The sequence below is a fragment of the Actinacidiphila sp. bgisy160 genome (assembly GCF_057707815.1).
The window spans coordinates 1-19,520 of the sequence record NZ_JBYIQW010000008.1 but is presented as its reverse complement, the minus strand read 5'-3'; the positions used below and the strand labels follow the sequence as shown (position 1 = coordinate 19,520).

General features: G+C 72.1%; 19 protein-coding genes. 16 read left to right on the top strand and 3 right to left on the bottom strand.

Going from position 1 to position 19,520, the window contains the following annotated elements:
* Positions 1-80: 80 nt before the first annotated feature.
* The 9 genes from AC3EUJ_RS09775 to AC3EUJ_RS09735 all read left to right on the top strand — a co-directional run bounded on the left by AC3EUJ_RS09775 (position 81) and on the right by AC3EUJ_RS09735 (position 6,674).
* Complete coding sequence (locus tag AC3EUJ_RS09775) at positions 81-626, top strand: helix-turn-helix domain-containing protein (RefSeq protein ID WP_431960659.1); 546 nt, start codon at positions 81-83, stop codon at positions 624-626.
* A gap of 67 nt (positions 627-693) precedes the next feature.
* Complete coding sequence (gene rsmD, locus AC3EUJ_RS09770; protein WP_431960658.1) at positions 694-1,275, top strand: 16S rRNA (guanine(966)-N(2))-methyltransferase RsmD; 582 nt, start codon at positions 694-696, stop codon at positions 1,273-1,275.
* A gap of 35 nt (positions 1,276-1,310) precedes the next feature.
* Complete coding sequence (coaD, locus tag AC3EUJ_RS09765) at positions 1,311-1,790, top strand: pantetheine-phosphate adenylyltransferase (protein ID WP_431960657.1); 480 nt, start codon at positions 1,311-1,313, stop codon at positions 1,788-1,790.
* A gap of 10 nt (positions 1,791-1,800) precedes the next feature.
* Positions 1,801-2,880, top strand: a complete 1,080-nt coding sequence (locus tag AC3EUJ_RS09760; RefSeq protein ID WP_431960656.1) for a F0F1 ATP synthase subunit B family protein — start codon at positions 1,801-1,803, stop codon at positions 2,878-2,880.
* A gap of 91 nt (positions 2,881-2,971) precedes the next feature.
* On the top strand, positions 2,972-3,598 hold the full coding sequence (locus AC3EUJ_RS09755; protein ID WP_431960655.1) for a YceD family protein: 627 nt from the start codon (positions 2,972-2,974) through the stop codon (positions 3,596-3,598).
* Positions 3,599-3,600: 2 nt separating this feature from the next.
* On the top strand, positions 3,601-3,774 hold the full coding sequence (rpmF, locus tag AC3EUJ_RS09750) for a 50S ribosomal protein L32 (RefSeq protein WP_026251550.1): 174 nt from the start codon (positions 3,601-3,603) through the stop codon (positions 3,772-3,774).
* Positions 3,775-3,793: 19 nt separating this feature from the next.
* On the top strand, positions 3,794-4,543 hold the full coding sequence (gene rnc, locus AC3EUJ_RS09745) for a ribonuclease III (RefSeq protein WP_431960653.1): 750 nt from the start codon (positions 3,794-3,796) through the stop codon (positions 4,541-4,543).
* A 95-nt stretch (positions 4,544-4,638) separates the two neighbouring features.
* Positions 4,639-5,535 carry a bifunctional DNA-formamidopyrimidine glycosylase/DNA-(apurinic or apyrimidinic site) lyase gene (mutM, locus tag AC3EUJ_RS09740; RefSeq protein ID WP_431960652.1) on the top strand — a complete coding sequence of 299 codons (897 nt, stop codon included), beginning with the start codon at positions 4,639-4,641 and terminating at the stop codon, positions 5,533-5,535.
* 260 nt (positions 5,536-5,795) lie between these two features.
* On the top strand, positions 5,796-6,674 hold the full coding sequence (locus AC3EUJ_RS09735) for a phosphotransferase (RefSeq protein ID WP_431960651.1): 879 nt from the start codon (positions 5,796-5,798) through the stop codon (positions 6,672-6,674).
* Between the two features lie 225 nt (positions 6,675-6,899).
* Here AC3EUJ_RS09735 and AC3EUJ_RS09730 read toward each other — a convergent pair whose 3' ends face one another.
* Positions 6,900-7,805, bottom strand: a complete 906-nt coding sequence (locus AC3EUJ_RS09730) for a CAP domain-containing protein (RefSeq protein WP_431960650.1) — start codon at positions 7,803-7,805, stop codon at positions 6,900-6,902.
* Positions 7,806-7,929: 124 nt separating this feature from the next.
* On the opposite strand from AC3EUJ_RS09730, the gene AC3EUJ_RS09725 reads away from it, so the two are divergent.
* The 3 genes from AC3EUJ_RS09725 (at position 7,930) to smc (ending at position 12,547) form a co-directional block, all read left to right on the top strand.
* Positions 7,930-8,211, top strand: a complete 282-nt coding sequence (locus tag AC3EUJ_RS09725) for an acylphosphatase (RefSeq protein ID WP_431960649.1) — start codon at positions 7,930-7,932, stop codon at positions 8,209-8,211.
* 413 nt (positions 8,212-8,624) lie between these two features.
* Positions 8,625-8,813, top strand: coding sequence for a hypothetical protein (locus tag AC3EUJ_RS09720; RefSeq protein WP_319131640.1), 189 nt, complete (start codon positions 8,625-8,627; stop codon positions 8,811-8,813).
* A gap of 176 nt (positions 8,814-8,989) precedes the next feature.
* Complete coding sequence (gene smc, locus AC3EUJ_RS09715; RefSeq protein ID WP_431960648.1) at positions 8,990-12,547, top strand: chromosome segregation protein SMC; 3,558 nt, start codon at positions 8,990-8,992, stop codon at positions 12,545-12,547.
* An 81-nt stretch (positions 12,548-12,628) separates the two neighbouring features.
* On the opposite strand, the gene AC3EUJ_RS09710 is transcribed toward smc, so the two are convergent.
* The gene (locus tag AC3EUJ_RS09710) at positions 12,629-13,618 is read right to left on the bottom strand and encodes an LLM class flavin-dependent oxidoreductase (RefSeq protein ID WP_431960647.1); all 990 of its coding nucleotides are present in this window, start codon (positions 13,616-13,618) and stop codon (positions 12,629-12,631) included.
* A 97-nt stretch (positions 13,619-13,715) separates the two neighbouring features.
* On the opposite strand from AC3EUJ_RS09710, the gene ftsY reads away from it, so the two are divergent.
* Positions 13,716-14,942 carry a signal recognition particle-docking protein FtsY gene (gene ftsY, locus AC3EUJ_RS09705; protein WP_431960646.1) on the top strand — a complete coding sequence of 409 codons (1,227 nt, stop codon included), beginning with the start codon at positions 13,716-13,718 and terminating at the stop codon, positions 14,940-14,942.
* 84 nt (positions 14,943-15,026) lie between these two features.
* Here ftsY and AC3EUJ_RS09700 read toward each other — a convergent pair whose 3' ends face one another.
* On the bottom strand, positions 15,027-15,701 hold the full coding sequence (locus AC3EUJ_RS09700; RefSeq protein ID WP_431960645.1) for a bifunctional DNA primase/polymerase: 675 nt from the start codon (positions 15,699-15,701) through the stop codon (positions 15,027-15,029).
* Positions 15,702-15,999: 298 nt separating this feature from the next.
* Here AC3EUJ_RS09700 and nsdA point away from each other — a divergent pair, with 298 nt between their 5' ends.
* The 3 genes from nsdA to AC3EUJ_RS09685 all read left to right on the top strand — a co-directional run.
* Positions 16,000-17,448, top strand: coding sequence for a transcriptional repressor NsdA (gene nsdA / locus AC3EUJ_RS09695; RefSeq protein WP_431960644.1), 1,449 nt, complete (start codon positions 16,000-16,002; stop codon positions 17,446-17,448).
* A gap of 405 nt (positions 17,449-17,853) precedes the next feature.
* Positions 17,854-19,212 carry an ammonium transporter gene (locus tag AC3EUJ_RS09690; protein WP_431960643.1) on the top strand — a complete coding sequence of 453 codons (1,359 nt, stop codon included), beginning with the start codon at positions 17,854-17,856 and terminating at the stop codon, positions 19,210-19,212.
* The coding region (locus tag AC3EUJ_RS09685) for a P-II family nitrogen regulator (RefSeq protein WP_431960642.1) at positions 19,209-19,520 on the top strand (312 nt) is incomplete at its 3' end. The genes AC3EUJ_RS09690 and AC3EUJ_RS09685, both read left to right, overlap by 4 nt.

The window sequence follows — 19,520 nt, the reverse complement described above, 5'->3', positions numbered from 1 at the left end:
AGTGCCCCCTGGGAGAATGGACACAGTCCGCGCCGATCCGCTCGGGAATAGGCGTAGTTGGACCTTTGGGGGCTGATTTCATGTCGTTCCGTCACCTCAACGAACTGCCGCTCGGCGAGAAGGTCTTCCGGATCGAGCTCTCCAGCGACGACGACACCACCGTCACCCTGACCCTGGCCGGCTGGTCCGAGGGCGACCCGGACAGCCTCCTCGCCTCCGGCACGCTCGCTCTGCCCCTGACCGACGTCCCGTCCCTGCGCATCGCCCTCAACCGGGCCCTGCGCGCCCTCGCGCTCGTGGCGGACGTCGCCGAGCCCATTCCGGACCGCGACGTGCTGCGCGAGCTCTTCCCGGGGCACGGCGCGCCCTGGGTGCCGCAGCACGAGGAGGAGCTGGTCCGCCGGTTCCACGACGGAGAGTCCATCGCCCGGATAGCCGCCCGCTTCGGCCGCACGCCCGACTCCGTCCGGACGAAGCTGCGTGAGCTCGGTCACGACCCGCGCCGCCCCGAGTTCTGCCCGCCCGACGGCTGCCTGTCCTGGTCGCGCTACGCCTCGCCCACGCTCGTCGGGACCGTGACGGGGTCCCCTCTGCCGGAGACCAGGGGCGAGCAGGGCCGGGACTGACCTACGTATCGTGGGGGAGCGGCGCCGCGCAGGCGCCGTTCCCGCCCACGAGACGAGTGAGCCGCAGATGACCCGCGTGATCGCCGGAGCCGCCGGTGGCCGTCGCCTGGCCGTGCCGCCGGGCAACGGAACCCGGCCCACCTCGGACCGGGCGAAGGAGGGGCTGTTCTCCACCTGGGAGTCGCTGCGCGGCGCTCTGCACGGGGCGCGGGTCATCGACCTGTACGGGGGGTCGGGCGCCGTCGGCCTGGAGGCGCTGTCGCGTGGCGCGGCACACGTGCTGCTGGTCGAGGCCGACCCCCGCGCCGCACGGGTCATCCGGGAGAACGTCCGCGTTCTCGGGCTGCCCGGGGCCGAGGTGCGGGCCGGCAAGGCCGAGAAGGTGATCGCGGGAGAGCCCCCGGCGGACCCGTACGACCTGGTGTTCCTGGACCCGCCGTACGCCGTCACGGACGACGAGCTGCGCGAGATCCTGCTCACACTCCGCACCCAGGGCTGGCTCGACGCGGACGCCGTCGCCACCGTGGAAAGGGCCACCCGAGGCGGGGAATTCCGCTGGCCCGAGGGGTACGAAGGGATCAGGGCCCGGCGGTACGGAGAAGGGACGCTTTGGTACGGTCGCGCCGCCGACGTTACTGACGCGTCATGAACCACCCGCAGAACCCTCAGAGCGAGGAGTCACCGTTGCGCCGCGCAGTCTGTCCGGGGTCCTTCGACCCCGTCACCAATGGACACCTCGACATCATCGCCCGAGCCTCGCGCCTGTACGACGAGGTCTACGTGGCCGTGATGATCAACAAGTCGAAGAAGGGTCTCTTCTCGATCGAGGAGCGCATCGCCCTCATCGAGGAGGTCACCGCCGAGTACGGCAACGTGCGCGTGGAGTCCTTCCACGGCCTGCTGGTGGACTTCTGCAAGCAGCGCGACATCCCCGCCATCGTGAAGGGCCTGCGCGCGGTCAGCGACTTCGACTACGAGCTGCAGATGGCCCAGATGAACAACGGGCTGACCGGCGTGGAGACCCTGTTCGTCCCCACCAACCCCACCTACAGCTTCCTGTCCTCCAGCCTCGTCAAGGAGGTGGCGCAATGGGGCGGCGACGTCGCGCACTTGCTGCCCCCCGTCGTGCTGGAGGCCCTCAAGAAGAAGCTCGAGCAGCAGTAGAGTCTGGGACGTGGACGTCCAGAAGAAGCTCGATGAGATCGTGGCCGCCGTGGAGGCCGCCCGGTCCATGCCGATGTCGGCCTCCTGCGTGGTCAACCGTGCCGAGCTGCTCGCCATGCTCGAAGACGTGCGGTCGGCGCTGCCCGACTCGCTCTCCCAGGCCCAGCAGCTGCTGGGCGGGCGCGAGCAGATGGTCGAGGAGGCCCGGGCCGAGGCCGGCCGGATCATCGAGGCCGCGCACGCGGAACGCGGTTCGCTGATCTCCGACACCGAGATCGCCCGCCGCTCCCAGCAGGAGGCCGAGCGCATCGTCACCGAAGCGCAGCGCGAGGCCGACGAGATCAGGGCCGAGGCCGACGACTACGTCGACAGCAAGCTCGCCAACTTCGAGGTCGTACTGACCAAGACCATCGGCTCGGTGGACCGCGGCCGCGAGAAGCTGCTGGGCCACGGCCCGGCCCTCGACGAGAACGGCTACCCGTACGAGGACGACGTACCGGAGCGCAGCGCCGACCCCGAAACCCTGCGCCGCCGCGCCGACGAGTACGTGGACGCCAAGCTGGGCGCCTTCGAGGCGGTGCTCAGCAAGACCCTGGAGGCCGTCGGACGGGGCCGGCTGAAACTCACCGGCCACCGCCCCATCGACGAGCTCGGCGCCCACATGACCGACGCGGACCCCGAGGGCCAGATGCCCGGGCAGTCCGACGCCGAGTACCTCGCGGGGCTGGCCGCCCCCGCGGCGCCGGGCGACTACCAGTACGACGCGAACACCGTGCAGCAGCCCGACTACGGCTACCAGCAGCACGACCCGTACCAGCAGCAGGTCCAGCAGCCGGACCCCTACCAGCAGCAGGGGCAGTACGCCGACCCGTACGCGGCGCAGCCGCAGCAGGCGTACTACGACCCGAACTACGGATGGCAGCAGCCGCAGCAGCCGCAGCAGACCGGGTATGAGCAGCACCAGCAGTACATCCCGCAGCAGCACCAGCAGGGTCAGGGCGCGGCGCTGGACGAGACGAGCTTCTTCGACACCAGCATGATCGACCTGAACCGGCTGCGGGAGCTGGAGCAGGAGCGCGGTTTGGGCTGAGCCCCGGGGACCGGTATCCTGATCCCTCAGCCGTGTGATCCCCGGCGCTTTGGCGTGCCCGCCGTCGTACCGACGGGCACGCACCGGACCGATGAAAGCAGGAGCCCTGAACACCCGCCTCGACCACCGCAACCCGCTCGTGTTCGACACGCACGAGCTGGGTCGTCGTCCTGGGGCGATGAAGAAGGTCTCCCGCTCGGTCCCGGCCCCCAGGGACATGGGCATCGAGGTCATCGGTGTCCGCGAGGGCGCGGAGATCACGCTGGACCTCCGCCTGGAGTCGGTGATGGAGGGGGTGCTCGTCACGGGCACCGCCCGCGCGCCGCTCTCGGGGGAGTGCGTAAGGTGTCTGGAGCCGCTCGAGCGTGAGCTCGAGACGGACTTCCAGGAGTTGTACTCCTACCCCGACGCCGACACCCGGACCGGTGGGCACCATGGTGCCGCCGACGCCGGTGACGACGCCGAGGAGGAGGACACACTCTTCCTCGAGGGCGACCTGCTCGACCTCGAGCCCGTGCTGCGGGACGCGGTGGTTCTCGAACTGCCGCTGCAGCCGGTGTGCCAGGACGACTGTCCCGGTCTGTGCTCCGAGTGCGGGGCGCGGCTGGCGGACGACCCGGACCACCACCATGAGGTCACCGACATCCGTTGGGCGGCCCTGCAGGAAATCCAGCTGAGCGGTGCCGAGGACGGCGCCGACGAGAACCAGGAGAAGTAGCCGTGGCTGTTCCCAAGCGGAAGATGTCGCGCAGCAACACGCGCCACCGCCGTTCGCAGTGGAAGGCTGCGCCCGTGAGCCTGGTGGCGTGCGAGCGCTGCCACGAGCCGAAGCAGCAGCACATCGCGTGCCCGAGCTGCGGCACCTACAACCGTCGTCAGGTCCTCGAGGTCTGATCGGCGGGTGAGGGGCTCCATGTCGTCAGACGGCGCAACGTCGACGGACGCCGGTAAGGCAGCCTCGTCCCCCGCGGTTCTGGAAGGGCGGCTCGGGTACACACTCGAACCCGCCCTTCTGGTGCGTGCGCTGACCCACCGCTCGTACGCGTACGAGAACGGCGGCCTGCCTACGAACGAGCGGCTGGAGTTCCTCGGGGACTCCGTGCTCGGCCTGGTGGTCACGGACACGCTCTACCGCACCCACCCGGACCTCCCGGAGGGCACGCTCGCCAAGCTGCGCGCCGCGGTGGTCAACTCGCGTGCCCTGGCCGATGTCGGTCGCGGCCTCGACCTGGGCAGTTTCATCCGCCTCGGCCGGGGCGAGGAGGGCACGGGCGGCCGGGACAAGGCGTCGATCCTCGCGGACACCCTCGAGGCGGTGATCGGGGCGGTCTACCTGGACCAGGGCCTGGACGCCGCGTCGGAGCTGGTGCACCGGCTCTTCGATCCGCTGATCGAGAAGTCCTCCAACCTCGGGGCGGGACTGGACTGGAAGACCAGCCTCCAGGAACTCACCGCGGGCGAGGGCCTCGGTGTACCGGAGTACGTGGTCTCCGAGACCGGACCCGACCACGAGAAGACCTTCACGGCTGCCGCCCGCGTCGGTGGTGTCCAGTACGGCACCGGCACCGGCCGCAGCAAGAAGGAAGCAGAGCAGCAGGCCGCCGAGGCCGCCTGGCGCGGGATCCGTGCCAAGCGCGACGCGAACGGCACTGTCGCGAGCTGAGTCCGTCAGGCCCGCCCGGCCGGCCCCAGAGGCCGCCCGGGCGGGCCTTGCGGTTCCCCCGGGCGGGGAACCGCCTTCCGAGAGGAGCGCGCCGCGTGCCGGAGCTGCCCGAGGTCGAAGTCGTACGCCGTGGCCTGGACCGCTGGGTGAGCGGCCGCACCGTCGCCCGGGCCGAGGTGCTGCACGCCCGGTCCGTGCGCCGTCACCTCGCCGGCGGCGCGGACTTCGCCGCCCGGCTGGAGGCGCAGACCCTCGGTCCCGCCCTGCGCCGCGGCAAGTACCTGTGGCTGCCACTCCAGGACTCGCCGCTCGCGCTCCTCGGCCACCTCGGCATGAGCGGCCAACTGCTCGTCCAGCCCGAGGACGCGCCGGCCGAGGCCCATCTGCGGATCCGGATCCGCTTCGAGGACGACCTCGGCACGGAGCTGCGCTTCGTCGACCAGCGCACCTTCGGCGGCCTGTCGCTGCACGAGTGCGTGCCCGGCGACCCCGAGCGGCTGCCGGTCCCGCTGTCGCACATCGCCCGCGACCCGCTCGACCCCCGCTTCGACGACGCGGCCTTCCACACCGCGCTGCGCCGCCGCCGCACCACGATCAAGCGGGCGCTGCTCGACCAGTCCCTGATCAGCGGGGTCGGCAACATCTACGCCGACGAGGCGCTGTGGCGCACCAAGCTGCACTACGAGCGGCCGACCGCGAACCTGACCCGGCCGGTCACCACCGAACTGCTCACCCACATCCGCGAGGTCATGACGGACGCCCTCGCCGCCGGCGGCACGAGCTTCGACAGCCTGTACGTCAACGTCAACGGGGAGTCCGGCTACTTCGACCGCTCCCTGGACGCCTACGGCCGCGAGGACGAGCCCTGCCGCCGCTGCGGCACCCCGATCCGCCGCCGCCCCTGGATGAACCGGTCCAGCTACTTCTGCCCGCGCTGTCAGCGACCGCCGCGCGGACCGGCCGGCACGGCCGCCGTCGTCCGCTCGTCGTAGCGACCCTGCGCCGCCGGCACTTCCGGCATCCGCGACTCCACAAACCCGATCAGCGAGACAGCCGCTCGGCCGCCCCCACCGACCGGTCACGTGCTCCAGCGCGGGTCGCGGCGGGGGCCCCGGAACACGCCGAGCTCCGGGGCCGCCGCCCCTGCACCTTCGCCGGCGGCGTCGTACGCCAGTACGGGCGTCTGCGCGGGCGGTGAGCTCGCCTCGTGAACCCCCGGCGCGACCGGGGCCGTACGGCGCACAATGGGCGGATGCTTCCCGACGGCCCGCCCGCTTCGCCCGCCCCCGCCGCCACGTACGCCGAGGCCGCCGAGCCGCAGCCGGAGATACCCCTGATCGGCGGTGACGTGACCGAGGGCGTCGTCCGCGTCGGTGACACGGTCCGCCGTCCGACCGGAGCCCACAGCCCCCTGGTGCACGCCCTGCTCCGTCACCTGGAGGACGTCGGTTTCCCCGGTGCCCCTCGCCTTCTCGGCATCGACGCCGCGGGCCGCGAGGTGCTCACCTATGTCACGGGCGAGGTCGCCGGACGTCCGCGGCCCACCTGGATCGCCGACGAGGAGCGCCTCGTCTCGGTCGGCCGCCTGGTCCGCGCCTACGACGACGCGGTCGCGGGCTTCACGCCGCCCGACGGTGTCCGGGCGCCCTCCGGTCCCGACCCGCACCCGGACATGCCTCCCGCGCCCGCCCATCCCACCGAGGTGATCGGGCACATGGACTTCACGCCCGACAACATCGTCTTCCGCGACGGCCGGGCCGCCGCGCTCATCGACTTCGACCTGGCCAGGCCGGTCCCCAGGGTCGAGGAGATCCACAACGCGATGCTCTACTGGGCCCCCATCGGCGATCCTGCCGACGCCGACCCCCACCTGTGCGACGTCGACGTCCCCCGCCGCTGCCGGCTCCTCGCCGACGCGTACGGCATGTCCGGTACCGACCGCGGCCGCCTGCTGGAGGTCGCCGTGCTGCGGACCCGCCGCGCGTGGTTCTCCATGAAGCGGATGGCCGAGACTGAGGGCGGCGGCTGGGCCCGTATGTGGCACGAGGGGGTCGGCGACCGGATCAAACGCCGCGAGGCGTGGCTGGAGCGCCACGGTTCCTCGCTGGAGGCGGCGCTGACCGCTCCGTAGGCCCGCGGGCAGCGCCCCTCGGTCCTTCCAGTCCCGGGGCCGCTGCCCGCGGCCGGGCCCGACGCCGTACAGTTCGAGCGCCGGCCCCGCTGACCACGCCAGGAAGCGCCCCGCCCCGGGGTGCCACTGGGCCGCCCTGCGGCGGCGCGTCCTTCGCGACCACGCCCACCTTTACGTGCGCGGAGCCGTCGGCGCTCAACGGAGCACCGGCGGGCGGTGCCTGCCTCAGTAGCCGAAGTCCTGCGTCCACCAGGGGCCGCCCTCGCCGAAGACGGCGCCTACGCCGATCTTCTTGAAGTCGCAGTTGAGGATGTTGGCGCGGTGGCCCTCGCTGTTCATCCAGGCGTCCATGACCTCCTGGGCCGTGGCCTGGCCGCGGGCGATGTTCTCGCCGCCGAGCTTGTTGACACCGGACTGCGCGGCGCGGTCCCAGGGGTCGTCGCCGTCGGGGTCGGTGTGGTCGAAGAAGCCCCGGGCGGCCATGTCGGCGCTGAAGTCGGAGGCGAGCTCGGAGAGCTTCTTGTCGGCGTGCAGCGGCTGGCAGCCGGCGGTGGCCCGGACCGTGTTCACCAGGGCGAGGACGGAGACCTCGGCGACGCTCTGGTCGGGGTCCTGCACCGCGTCGTCGTCGCCCGGCACGGTGGTGGCCGCGGGCGGGGACGGGACGGTGGCCGGCGTGGAGCTCGCGGAGGCCTGCGGCGCGGCGGGGGTGCCGGCGCGCTCGCCCGGGGTCGATGCGGAGGGGGCCGGCGTCGTGGTGGTCGCCGGTGCCGACGGGGCCGCGGGAGGCGCGGTCGTACGGGCGTCGCCACGGCTGGCGGGCGCCGAGGTGTCGCGGTCGGCGGGGACGGCGCCGACGTCCTGGGGGCTCGCGGTGTTCGGCAGCCCGGCGGCCTGCACCTGGCCGGGAGCGTCGTCGTGGTACGCGAACCCGCCGGAACCGTCCGGCGAGGGCAGCAGCCCGCTGGAGACGCCGATCGCGCCGACGGCCAGCGCGGCGGACGAGGCCAGCAGCCCGGTGCGCACCGGGTTCTGCTTGCGCCGCCGGGCCCTGCTGCTCTGCCCGCGGTGGCGCGGCGCCACCTCGGAGAACGGCGCCGGCTCAAAGGCTTTACGGCTGTGGCGGCCCATCCGGTGCAGTCCTTTATGTCGACGGTGTTCACCCGAACGGGTGAGTCCTGTTGCGGCGCGACTGTACCGAAAGACAGGAGGGGCCGGTGTGAAGCCTGGGCAACTGACGGGTTAGCGTGCTTTCATGAACGACGCTGTCAGACTCACCGCCTGGGTGCGAGGCCGCGTACACCAAGTGGGTTTCCGCTGGTGGACACGGGTGCACGCGCTGGAGATCGGTGGACTCGACGGCTATGTGAGCAATCTCTCGGACGGCCGGGTGCAGATCGTGGCCGAAGGCGAGCGGTCGCGTTGCGACGGTCTGCTCGACTGGCTGCGGACCGGCGACACGCCCGGACGCGTCGACGGCGTCACCGAAATCTGGGGCGAGCCGCGCGGCGGTTACGACGGGTTCGCGATCCGCTGACGCACTGCCCGGCACACCGCCTCGTCCTCGCAGGTGAGGGCCGAGGTGACAGATCACCGGCAATCTCACGTGGCAAGAGCGACAAGGAGGTTGCCATTTCGCGTACCGCGTGCGAGGCTGCCGACATCGAGGACGCGGTGATCTTCGGGGAGCGATCGACGGCCCCGTCCTCCACGCCACGCGGGACGCCCGCGGCGCCCTTCTCGCGCCGTGTTTTCTTAGGCGCACCCGACGACCGGGCTGTGATCGTGTTGACCGTCCAACTATTTGGTGAGACGCTGGAAGCCCCGCGCACCGCAGCTGTAGGCATGGCGAAGGGCAGCTTCGGCGCACACGGCGCGGGTGCCTCTAACCCCTCACTCACGACCCACACCGCTCCCCGGTCGGTCACTCAGCGTGGAGGACCATCCATCATGGCAAAGGCGCTTCTCGGTTACGTCGGCGGCCCCGACCCTCGACTCCTCGCCGAGATGCGAAGGCTGCAGCAGCGTGTCCAGGACCTGGAAACCGAGCTCGTACGGATCCAGGCCGAGAACGATGCGCTGGCCGCCGCCTCGCACGAGCTCGTCGACGTACCTCACGCGGAGCCGGTTCTCGCCTGACCCGGCCTTTCGGCCGATCAGTGGAAACGACTCCGTTTGGGAATGTGCAAGGGACGCCCCGGCGTCCCTTCGTCGTTTTGCCGCCCCGTTCGCCCTCCCATGATCTCCGCCCTTGCATTGCATGTGCCCCCCGCATTCCTCGGTGAAACCGGGAGCGGGAGGTAGAGTCCAGCGGCGTGCACCTCAAGAGCCTGACCCTGCGCGGGTTCAAGTCATTCGCCTCGGCGACGACCTTGCGATTCGAACCCGGAATCACCTGTGTCGTCGGTCCGAATGGTTCCGGCAAGTCCAACGTCGTGGACGCGCTGTCCTGGGTCATGGGCGAACAGGGCGCCAAGTCGCTGCGCGGCGGCAAGATGGAAGACGTGATCTTCGCCGGCACGACGGGGCGGCCGCCGCTCGGCCGTGCCGAGGTGTCGCTCACGATCGACAACAGCGACGGTGCCCTCCCGATCGAATACGCCGAGGTCACCATCACGCGGATCATGTTCCGCAACGGCGGCAGCGAATACCAGATCAACGGCGACACCTGCCGGTTGCTGGACATCCAGGAACTGCTCTCCGATTCCGGTATCGGCCGCGAAATGCACGTCATCGTCGGCCAGGGACAGCTGGATTCGGTGCTGCACGCCGATCCGATGGGCCGCCGCGCCTTCATCGAGGAGGCGGCCGGCGTCCTCAAGCACCGCAAGCGCAAGGAAAAGGCGTTGCGGAAGCTGGACGCCATGCAGGCGAACCTGGCTCGCGTCCAGGACCTGACCGGTGAGCTGCGCCGTCAGCTCAAGCCGCTGGGACGGCAGGCACAGGTGGCCCGCCGCGCGGTGGTCATCCAGGCCGACCTGCGCGACGCCCGGCTGCGGCTGCTCGCCGACGACCTGGTCACCCTGCGGGAGGCGCTGCGTTCCGAGGTCGCCGACGAGGCCGCGCTCAAGGAGCGCCGCGACGCCGTCGAGACGGACCTGGCGGCCGCGATACAGCGCGAGGCGCGGCTGGAGGAGCAGGTCAGGGCCCTCGCGCCGCGGCTCGCCGACGCCCGCGCCACCTGGTACGGGCTGTCGCAGCTGGCCGAGCGGGTGCGCGGCACCATCGGCCTGGCCGAGCAGCGCGTACGCCATGCCACCGCGCAGCCCGCGGAGGAGCGGCGCGGCCGCGACCCGGAGGACATGGAGCGCGAGGCCGCCCGCATCCGCGAGCAGGAGGCGGAACTCACCGACGCCCTGGAGGCGGCCCAGCGCGCGCTGGACGACACGGTCCACCATCGCGCCGAACTGGAACGCCGCCTTGCGGAGGAGGACAAAGCCCTCAAGGCCGCCGCCCGCGCCATCGCCGACCGCCGCGAGGGCCTGGCCCGGCTGCAGGGACAGGTCAACGCCGCCCGTTCCAAGGCCGGCTCGGCCGAGGCCGAGATCGGCCGGCTGACCGCCGCCCGCGACGAGGCGCGCGAGCGCGCCGAGTCCGCCCAGGAGGAGTACGAGGAACTCCGCGCCCGGGTCGAGGACCTGGACGCCGGCGACTTCGAGCTCGACGAGCGCCTCGAAGCGGCCAAGGTCGAGCAGGCACGCGCCGACGAGGCCCACTCCGCCGCCCGCGATGCCGCCACCGCCGCCGAACGCGAGCGGGCCGCCCTCGCCGCGCGCCACGACGCCCTCGCCCTCGGTCTGCGCCGCAAGGACGGCACCGGTGCCCTGCTCGCCGCGGGCGACCGCCTGACCGGACTGCTCGGCCCCGCCGCCGAACTGCTCACCGTCGCCCCCGGCCACGAGGTGCCGGTCGCGGCCGCGCTCGGCGCCGCCGCCGACGCCGTCGCCGTCTCCGGCCCGGCCGCCGCCGCCGAGGCGCTGCGGCTGTTGCGCAAGGACGACGCGGGACGCGCCGCGCTGCTCGTCGCCGGCGACGCCGGCCCGCGGGCGGCCGCCGAGGTGCCGGCGGGCGCACGCGCGGCGGCCGCGCTCGTCGGTGGTCCCGACGAACTGCTCCCGGCCGTGCGCCGTCTGCTGCGGGACTACGTCGTCGTGGAGACCCTCGCCGACGCCGAGTCATTGGTCGCCGCCCACCCGGGGCTGACCGCGGTGACCGCGGAAGGCGACGTCCTCGGCGCCCACTTCGCCCACGGCGGCTCGGCCGGCGCCCCCAGCCTGCTGGAGGTCCAGGCCGCCGTCGACGAGGCAGCCGCGGAGCTGGAGGCACTGGCCGGGCGCTGCGAGGCGCTCGCGGAGGAGCAGGCCGCCGCCAAGGAACGCCGGTCCGCCGCCGCCCGCGTGGTCGACGAGCTGACGCAGCGTCGCCGGGCCGCGGAGAAGGAGAAGTCGGCCGTGGCCCAGCAACTGGGCCGGCTGGGCGGCCAGGCACGTGCCGCGGCGGGGGAGGCGGAACGTTCTGCCGCCTCCGTGGGCCGCGCCGAGGAGTCCATGGCGGCCGCCATGGAGGAGCTCGAGGAGCTCTCCTTCCGGCTGAGCGAGGCGGAGGCCGCGCCCGCCGAGGAGGAGCCGGACACCACTGTGCGGGACCGGCTGGCCGCCGACGGCGCCAACGCCCGCCAGACCGAGATGGAGGCGCGGCTCCAGGTCCGCACCCACGAGGAGCGGGTCAAGGGCCTGGCCGGCCGCGCCGACGGCCTGGACCGCGCCGCCCGCGCCGAGCGCGAGGCCAGGGCCCGGGCCGCCCGCCGCAAGGCACGCCTGGAGTACGAGGCGCAGGTCGCCTCAGCGGTGCTGACGGGCGCGCAGGGCCTGCTGGCCTATGTTCAGGTCTCGCTGGGGCGCGCGGACGAGGAACGGGGAGCGGCCGAGCGCGCCAAGGCCGAACGTGAGGCGGAGCTGGACACCGCGCGCCGCCGGGGCCGGGAGCTGAAGTCCGAACTGGACCGGCTGACCGACTCCGTCCACAAGGGTGAGGTGCTGGGCGCCGAGAAGCGGCTGCGGATCGAGCAGCTGGAGGGCAAGGCGCTGGAGGAGTACGGCGTCGAGCCCGAGGGCCTGGTCGCGGAGTACGGACCGGACCAGCTCGTGCCGCCGTCCCCGCCCGCCGAGGGCGAGGTGCTGCCGGAGGACCCGGAGCACCCGCGCAACACACCGCGCCCCTACCACCGGGGCGAGCAGGAGAAGCGGCTGAAGGCGGCGGAGCGGGCGTACCAGCAGCTGGGCAAGGTCAACCCGCTGGCGCTGGAGGAGTTCGCGGCGCTGGAGGAGCGGCACAAGTTCCTCTCCGAGCAGCTGGAGGACCTCAGGAAGACCCGGGCCGACCTGCTTCAGGTGGTGAAGGAGGTCGACGAGCGGGTCGAGCAGGTCTTCACCTCCGCCTACCACGACACGGCCCGCCAGTTCGAGGGCGTGTTCTCCCGGCTCTTTCCCGGCGGCGAGGGCCGGCTGATCCTCACCGACCCCGAGAACATGCTCACCACCGGCGTGGAGGTGGAGGCCCGTCCGCCGGGCAAGAAGGTCAAGCGGCTGTCGCTGCTGTCGGGCGGCGAGCGCTCGCTGACCGCCGTGGCGCTGCTGGTGTCGATCTTCAAGGCCCGGCCGAGCCCGTTCTACGTGATGGACGAGGTCGAGGCCGCGCTGGACGACACCAACCTGCAGCGGCTCATCGGCATCATGCGGGAGCTGCAGGAGAGCTCGCAGCTGATCGTGATCACCCACCAGAAGCGCACCATGGAGGTCGCCGACGCGCTGTACGGCGTGTCCATGCAGGGCGACGGCGTGTCGAAGGTCATCAGCCAGCGGCTCAAGGCCTGATCGAGCGAGGCCAGGCTTCATGTGGTGAACGCATGGAGGGGATCTCCAAGGGCGCGCCGGGCCGCTCGCGGCCGGGCCCGGTCAGTCCTTGAGCCGGGGCAGGACCCGCTCCGCGAACAGGCGCAGGCTTCGCCAGCCCTCCTCGACCGGCATGCCCCCGCACAGCGGGTGCAGCACGAGGGCGATGGCCGGCTCGGTGCTCGCCTCCGCGAAGGCGAGGCACTCTTCGGGGGTGACCACGCGGTAGACGCCCTCGCGGCGCAGTTCCTCCGGTGAGGCCGCCGTGGAGCGCACCGCCGAGCGGATGCCGGAGGACTGCCAGGAGGCGTAGGTGGCGGCCTCGTGGAACAGGTGCCGGCCGTACTCGGCCCAGGCGCGGTCGGGGTCCTCGGACAGGTGCAGCATCGGCACCTGCGGCGCGGGCATCAGGCACCAGCCCTCGGTGCCGTGCTCGGCGAGCTGCCCGCGGTAGTACGTCTCCAGCTCCGGGAGGTGGGCGCTGGGGAAGAACGGCAGTCCGAACCGCGCCGCCCGGCGCGCCGCGGCGCGCGAACTGCCACCCACGATCAGCAGCGGGTGCGGGGAGCTGTGGGGGCGGGGTGTGACGCGCACGGTCCGGCCGCGGAAGACGAAGGGCTCACCGGTCCACGCCGTGAGCAACGTCTCCAGCAGCTCGTCCTGGAGCGCGCCGCGCCGGTGCCAGTCCACCCCGAGGGCCTGGTACTCCTCCGGTCGGTAGCCGATGCCGGCGACGGTGACCAGGCGTCCGCCGCCGATGTGGTCGAGCACCGCGAGGTCCTCCGCCAGCCGCAGCGGGTCGTACAGCGGCCCGATCAGGGCGGAGACGGTGACCGCGATCCTGCGGGTCGCGCCGAGGACGGCCCCCGCGAAGGTGAGCGGCGAGGGCAGCCAGCCGTCGGGTGAGCCGTGGTGCTCCTCGGTCTGGAGGGTGGCGATGCCGTGCTCGTCGGCGTACGCGGCCATGTCCAGGGCCGCCCGGTAGCGGTGGCCGAGCGCCCCGGGCGAGGCCGTGGGGTCGACGAGGTTGAAGCGTACGACAGTGGCGGGCATGCGCCGACGTTAGCTGAGGAATCATCAGAACAGAGTCGCGGACGCCCGCCGGGTGGCTCCCGGGAGGGCGGGTCGCGTGACCGATACTGGACGGGTTATGGAAACCGTCATTCTTGCCGTAGTCATCGCCCTGGTCGTGATCCTGGCGGCCGGCGGGCTGGTGGTGGGCAGCCGCCGCAGGAAGCAGCTGCCCCCCGCGCCGCCCACCGAGCAGCCGACGATCACCGCGCCCCCCGCCGAACCGCACGTCGGCGACGAGGCGGAGGCCCCGCGGGACGAGCCCCGCCGGACCATCGAAGAGGTCGAGCTCCCCGAGTCCGAGGACGCCCCCGCCGGCGGTGTCCTCGTCGAGGAGCGCCCGGCCGCCCCCGAGATCGAGCGGCCCGAGCCCACCGCCGGCCGCCTGGTGCGGCTGCGCTCCCGGCTCTCGCGCTCGCAGAACGCGCTCGGGCAGGGGCTGCTCACGCTGCTCTCGCGCGAGCGCCTCGACGAGGAGACGTGGGAGGAGGTCGAGGACACCCTGCTCACCGCGGACGTCGGTGTCGCCCCCACCCAGGAACTGGTGGAACGGCTGCGTACCCGGGTGAAGGTGCTCGGCACCCGTACCCCCGCCGACCTGCGGCAGCTGCTGCGCGAGGAACTGCTGGCCCTGATCGGCACGGACCTGGACCGCACCCTCCACACGGACGGGCTGCCGAACGCGGACGGCGCCGACCAGCCGGCCGTGCTGATGGTGGTGGGCGTCAACGGCACCGGCAAGACCACCACCACCGGCAAGCTCGCCCGCGTCCTGGTGGCCGACGGCCGCAGCGTCGTGCTGGGCGCCGCCGACACCTTCCGTGCCGCGGCCGCGGACCAGCTGCAGACCTGGGGCGAGCGCGTCGGCGCCCGCACCGTGCGCGGGCCCGAGGCCGGCGACCCCGCGTCGGTGGCCTTCGACGCGGTGAAGGAGGCCATCGCCGAGGGCGCGGACGTCGTGCTCATCGACACCGCGGGCCGGCTGCACACCAAGACCGGCCTGATGGACGAGCTGGGCAAGGTCAAGCGCGTCGTGGAGAAGCACGGCCCGGTGAACGAGGTCCTGCTGGTGCTGGATGCCACGACGGGGCAGAACGGCCTGGTGCAGGCCCGGGTCTTCGCCGAGGTCGTCGACATCACCGGCATCGTGCTCACCAAGCTCGACGGCACCGCCAAGGGCGGCATCGTCGTCGCCGTCCAGCGGGAGCTGGGTGTACCGGTCAAGCTGATCGGCCTGGGCGAGGGAGCGGACGATCTCGCGCCGTTCGAGCCCGAGGCCTTCGTGGACGCGCTGATCGGCTCGTAGCCGGCGGCGGCCGCGGGCACGTGGCCGAGGGGACGTCAAGCGGGCAAGGGGCGCACTCACGGGAGTGCGCCCCTTGCCCGTTGTTCACGCGTGCGCGCGGTCCCGGTGGCAGACGTAGGCCAGCGTGCCGAGCAGCAGCCGTGCCTCCGGCGGCTGGCGGGCGGCGTCCAGGGCCGGCGGCCGCAGCCAGCGGACCGGGCCGAGGCCGCCGAGGTCGGAGGGCGGGGCCGTGACGTGGTCGCCCGGCCCGAGGCAGCGCAGGTCGAGGTCGGCGTCGTCCCAGCCCATGCGGTACAGCAGGTGCGGGAGCTCGGCGGCGGCACCCGGCGCGACGAAGAACTGGGCCCGGCCGTCCGGGGTGGCGATGACCGGGCCGAGTCGCAGTCCCATGCGCTCCAGGCGCACCAGAGCGCGCACGCCGGATCGTTCCGCCACGTCGATCACGTCGAAGGCGCGCCCCACGGGCAGCATGAGCGCCGCGCCCGGCACGCGCTCCCAGGCGGCCACGGCCTCCTCGAGGGTGGCCCCGGCCGGCACCTCGCCGGCGAACTCCAGTGCGTGGGCGCCCGGTGCCTCGCACCCCGGGTCACCGCAGGAGCAGTGCCCGCCCCCGCGCGTGGCGCGCGCACCCGGCGCCACCGCCCATCCGCACAACCCGGTGTACTCCGCCACGGTGGTGCACGCCGAGGCGTGCGTCCGGCGGCGCGCGCCGGAGCGGATGTGACGCATCTCCCGCATGCTGCCGATCGTGAAGCCCATGACACCCCCAACGGGTCGCAGTTGCCGATGGTTACGCCCGTGCCTGATCGGCATGTGTCAAGTGAATCGCGCCGTGTGCACATGTAGTTCATTCGAAGGGGTGGCGAATGGTGGCGTTTTCGCTGGAGGCATCGCCGGATGGGTGATCGTAGGATTACTTTCGGTTTGCAAGCCCCGGAAGTGTGCGGGCCGGCGGGTATGCCGGAGGCAAGACTCACAGGACACTGAGGCACTGGGGGCCAGGCAGGCAACGGCCCTCATCCCCGGAGGTGTTGGGCGACGGAATGGGGGCGTCACGGTGGGCGGCACACAGGACAAGCAGCCCAACGCGCAGTTGACCTCTTGGTTTGTGCGCAGCGGCTGGTCCAAGGGCGAACTCGCCCGTCAGGTGAACCGCAGAGCACGCCAGATGGGTGCGCTGCACGTGAGCACGGACACCTCACGGGTGCGCCGCTGGCTGGACGGCGAGCAGCCGCGCGAACCCATTCCGCGCATCCTGTCCGAGCTGTTCTCCGAACGCTTCGGCACCGTCGTCCCCGTGGAGGACCTGGGGCTGCGCCCCGCCCACCAGCCGCCCGCCTCGACCGGAGTCGACCTGCCGTGGGCGGGGCCGCAGACGGTCCAGCTGATCAACGAGTTCTCCCGCAGTGACCTGATGCTCGGCCGCCGCGGCTTCCTCGGGACCTCCCTGGCGCTGGCCGCCGGCCCCGCCCTCGTCGAGCCGATGCAGCGCTGGCTGGTGCCCACCCCCGCGTCCGGTGCCGATGTCCCCCCGCCGCGCGACGCCCGGGCCAGGGTCCGGCTCTCCGAGCCCGAGCTGGAGTTGCTGGAGGCCACCACGGTGATGTTCCGGCAGTGGGACAACCAGTGCGGCGGCGGCCTGCGCCGCAAGGCCGTGGTGGGTCAGCTGCACGAGGTCACCGACCTGCTCCAGGAGACCCATCCGCAACCCGTCGCCAAGCGGCTCTACCGGGTCACCGCCGAGCTCGCCGCGCTCGCCGGCTGGATGTCGTACGACGTCGGCCTGCACCCCACGGCGCAGAAGTACCTGGTCCTGGCCCTGCACGCGGCCAAGGAGGCCGACGACCGCCCGCTGGGCGCCTTCATCCTGTCCAGCATGAGCCGCCAGATGATCCACCTGGACCGGCCCGACGACGCACTGGAGCTCATCCACCTCGCGCAGTACGGCAGCAGGGACAGCGCGACCGCCACCACCCAGGCGATGCTGTACGCGATGGAGGCCCGCGCCTACGCCAACATGGGCCAGGTCAGCAAGTGCCACCGCGCCGTGCGGCTGGCCGAGGACTCCTACACCGACTCCCGCCCCGCCGAGGACCCGGACTGGATCAGCTTCTTCAACGAGGCCGAGCTCAACGCGGAGAACGCCCACTCCTACCGCGACCTGGCGTACGTGGCCGGCCGCAGCCCCACGTACGCCTCGCTGGCCCACCCGGTGATGCAGCGGGCGGTCGAACTCTTCGCCGGGGACGGGGTCCACCAGCGCGCCTACGCCCTCAACCTGATCGGCATGGCCACAGTGCACCTGCTCCAGCGCAACCCGGAGGAGGCCGCAAGCCTCACCGTCCAGGCCATCGACGTCGCCAAGCACGTCCGCTCCGAGCGGGTGAACACCCGCATCCGCAAGACCGCGGACAGCGCGCTGCGCGACTACGGCAAGGTCGCCGAGGTCGCCCAGCTCAGCGAGCGCCTGGCGTCCGACCTCCCCGAGGTCGCCGCGACCGCCTGACCCGGCGGTCCACCCCGCACCCCGGCCGCGGCCGGCCATCCCGACAGCCCGACTCGGCTCCCCCATGCCAGGTCAACCGGGTGGCTCGCCGCGGCCGGTCCTCGTGCATCTCCTCGATCACCCACGCCTGCCTTCGACGGCGTGGCGAGGTTTGTACACCCCGGCCCGCGCGGCACGTATACAGCTCGTCGGCCCGCCCGAGGGGTCACGGAGTCATGACGGTGTCGTCATGGCGGCGTCCGCTGGGGTGGCGGTTCATCGCCCCGTAACACGGACGACTTCTTCGTCACGGTTCCGAAACACCCGATGGCGTCGACGGAAACCCGGCTGGGACAACCTCGTGGCGAAAACCGGCCCACCGAGCCCGCATCCCGCACGGGCCGTTCGGATGACGAGGAGACGCCGATGGCAGCAGGCTTTTTGACGCTTGCCGCAGACACGCCCACGCTCGACAGCGGTAGCACGGCGTTCATGCTGCTGAGCGCGGCACTGGTGCTCGTGATGACCCCCGGCCTGGCCTTCTTCTACGGGGGCATGGTCCGGGTCAAGAGCGTCCTGAACATGCTGATGATGAGCTTCATCGCCATCGGCATCGTCACGGTGCTCTGGACGCTCTACGGCTTCAGCGTCGCGTTCGACTCCGGGAACGCCTTCTTCGGCGGCTTCGAGTGGGCCGGCATGCGCAACATCGGGATCGCCCAGCTGTGGGACGGCTACACCATCCCGGTGTACGTCTTCGCCGTCTTCCAGCTGATGTTCGCGATCATCACACCCGCCCTGATCAGCGGTGCCCTGGCGGACCGGGTGAAGTTCACCGCCTGGTCGCTCTTCGTGGCCCTGTGGGCGACGGTCGTGTACTTCCCGGTCGCCCACATGGTCTGGGCGTCCGACGGCTTCCTGTTCACCCGCGGCGTGATCGACTTCGCCGGCGGAACCGCGGTGCACATCAACGCCGGTGCCGCGGCGCTCGGCGTGATCCTCGTCATCCGCAAGCGCGTGGGCTTCAAGAAGGACCCGTTCCGGCCGCACAACCTGCCGCTGGTCATGCTCGGCGCCGGTCTGCTGTGGTTCGGCTGGTTCGGCTTCAACGCCGGCTCCTGGCTCGCCTCCGACGGCGTCGCGGCCGTGGCCTTCACCAACACCCAGGTCGCCACCGCCTCCGCGATGCTCGGCTGGCTCGCCTACGAGAAGATCAAGCACGGCTCCTTCACCACCCTGGGCGCCGCCTCCGGTGCGGTCGCCGGTCTGGTCGCCATCACCCCGGCCTGCGGCTCGGTCAGCCCGCTCGGCGCCATCGCCGTCGGTGTCATCGCCGGTGTGGGCTGCGCCGCCGCCGTCGGCCTGAAGTACAAGTTCGGCTACGACGACTCCCTCGACGTGGTCGGCGTCCACATGGTCGGCGGCATCATCGGCTCGCTGCTCATCGGCTTCTTCGCCACCGGCGGGGTCGGCCAGACGGCCAAGGGCGTGTTCTACGGCGGCGGCTTCGACCAGCTGTGGAAGCAGTTCCTCGGCGTCGGTGTGGTCCTGGCCTACTCGCTGGTCGCGTCGGCGATCCTTGCCAAGCTCATCGACCTGGTGATCGGATTCACCGTCAGCGAGGACACCGAGGTCGCGGGCATCGACCAGGCCGAGCACGCGGAGACCGGCTACGACTTCGCGGGCGTGGCCGGCGCGGTCCGCTCCGCCCTGACCTCCCTGGACAGCAGCAGTGGCACCGGCACCCAGGTGACCGACGCCCCGTCGAAGAAGGTGGACGCGTGAAGCTCATCACCGCGGTCGTGAAGCCGCACCGGCTGGACGAGATCAAGGAGGCCCTGCAGGCCTTCGGCGTCCAGGGTCTGACGGTCACCGAGGCCAGCGGCTACGGCCGGCAGCGGGGCCACACCGAGGTCTACCGCGGTGCCGAGTACACCGTCGACCTCGTGCCCAAGATCCGTATCGAGGTGCTCGTCGAGGACGATTACGCCGACCAGCTGATCGACGTCATCGTCAAGGCGGCCCGCACCGGCAAGATCGGTGACGGCAAGGTCTGGAGCATCCCCGTCGACACCGCCGTACGGGTCCGGACC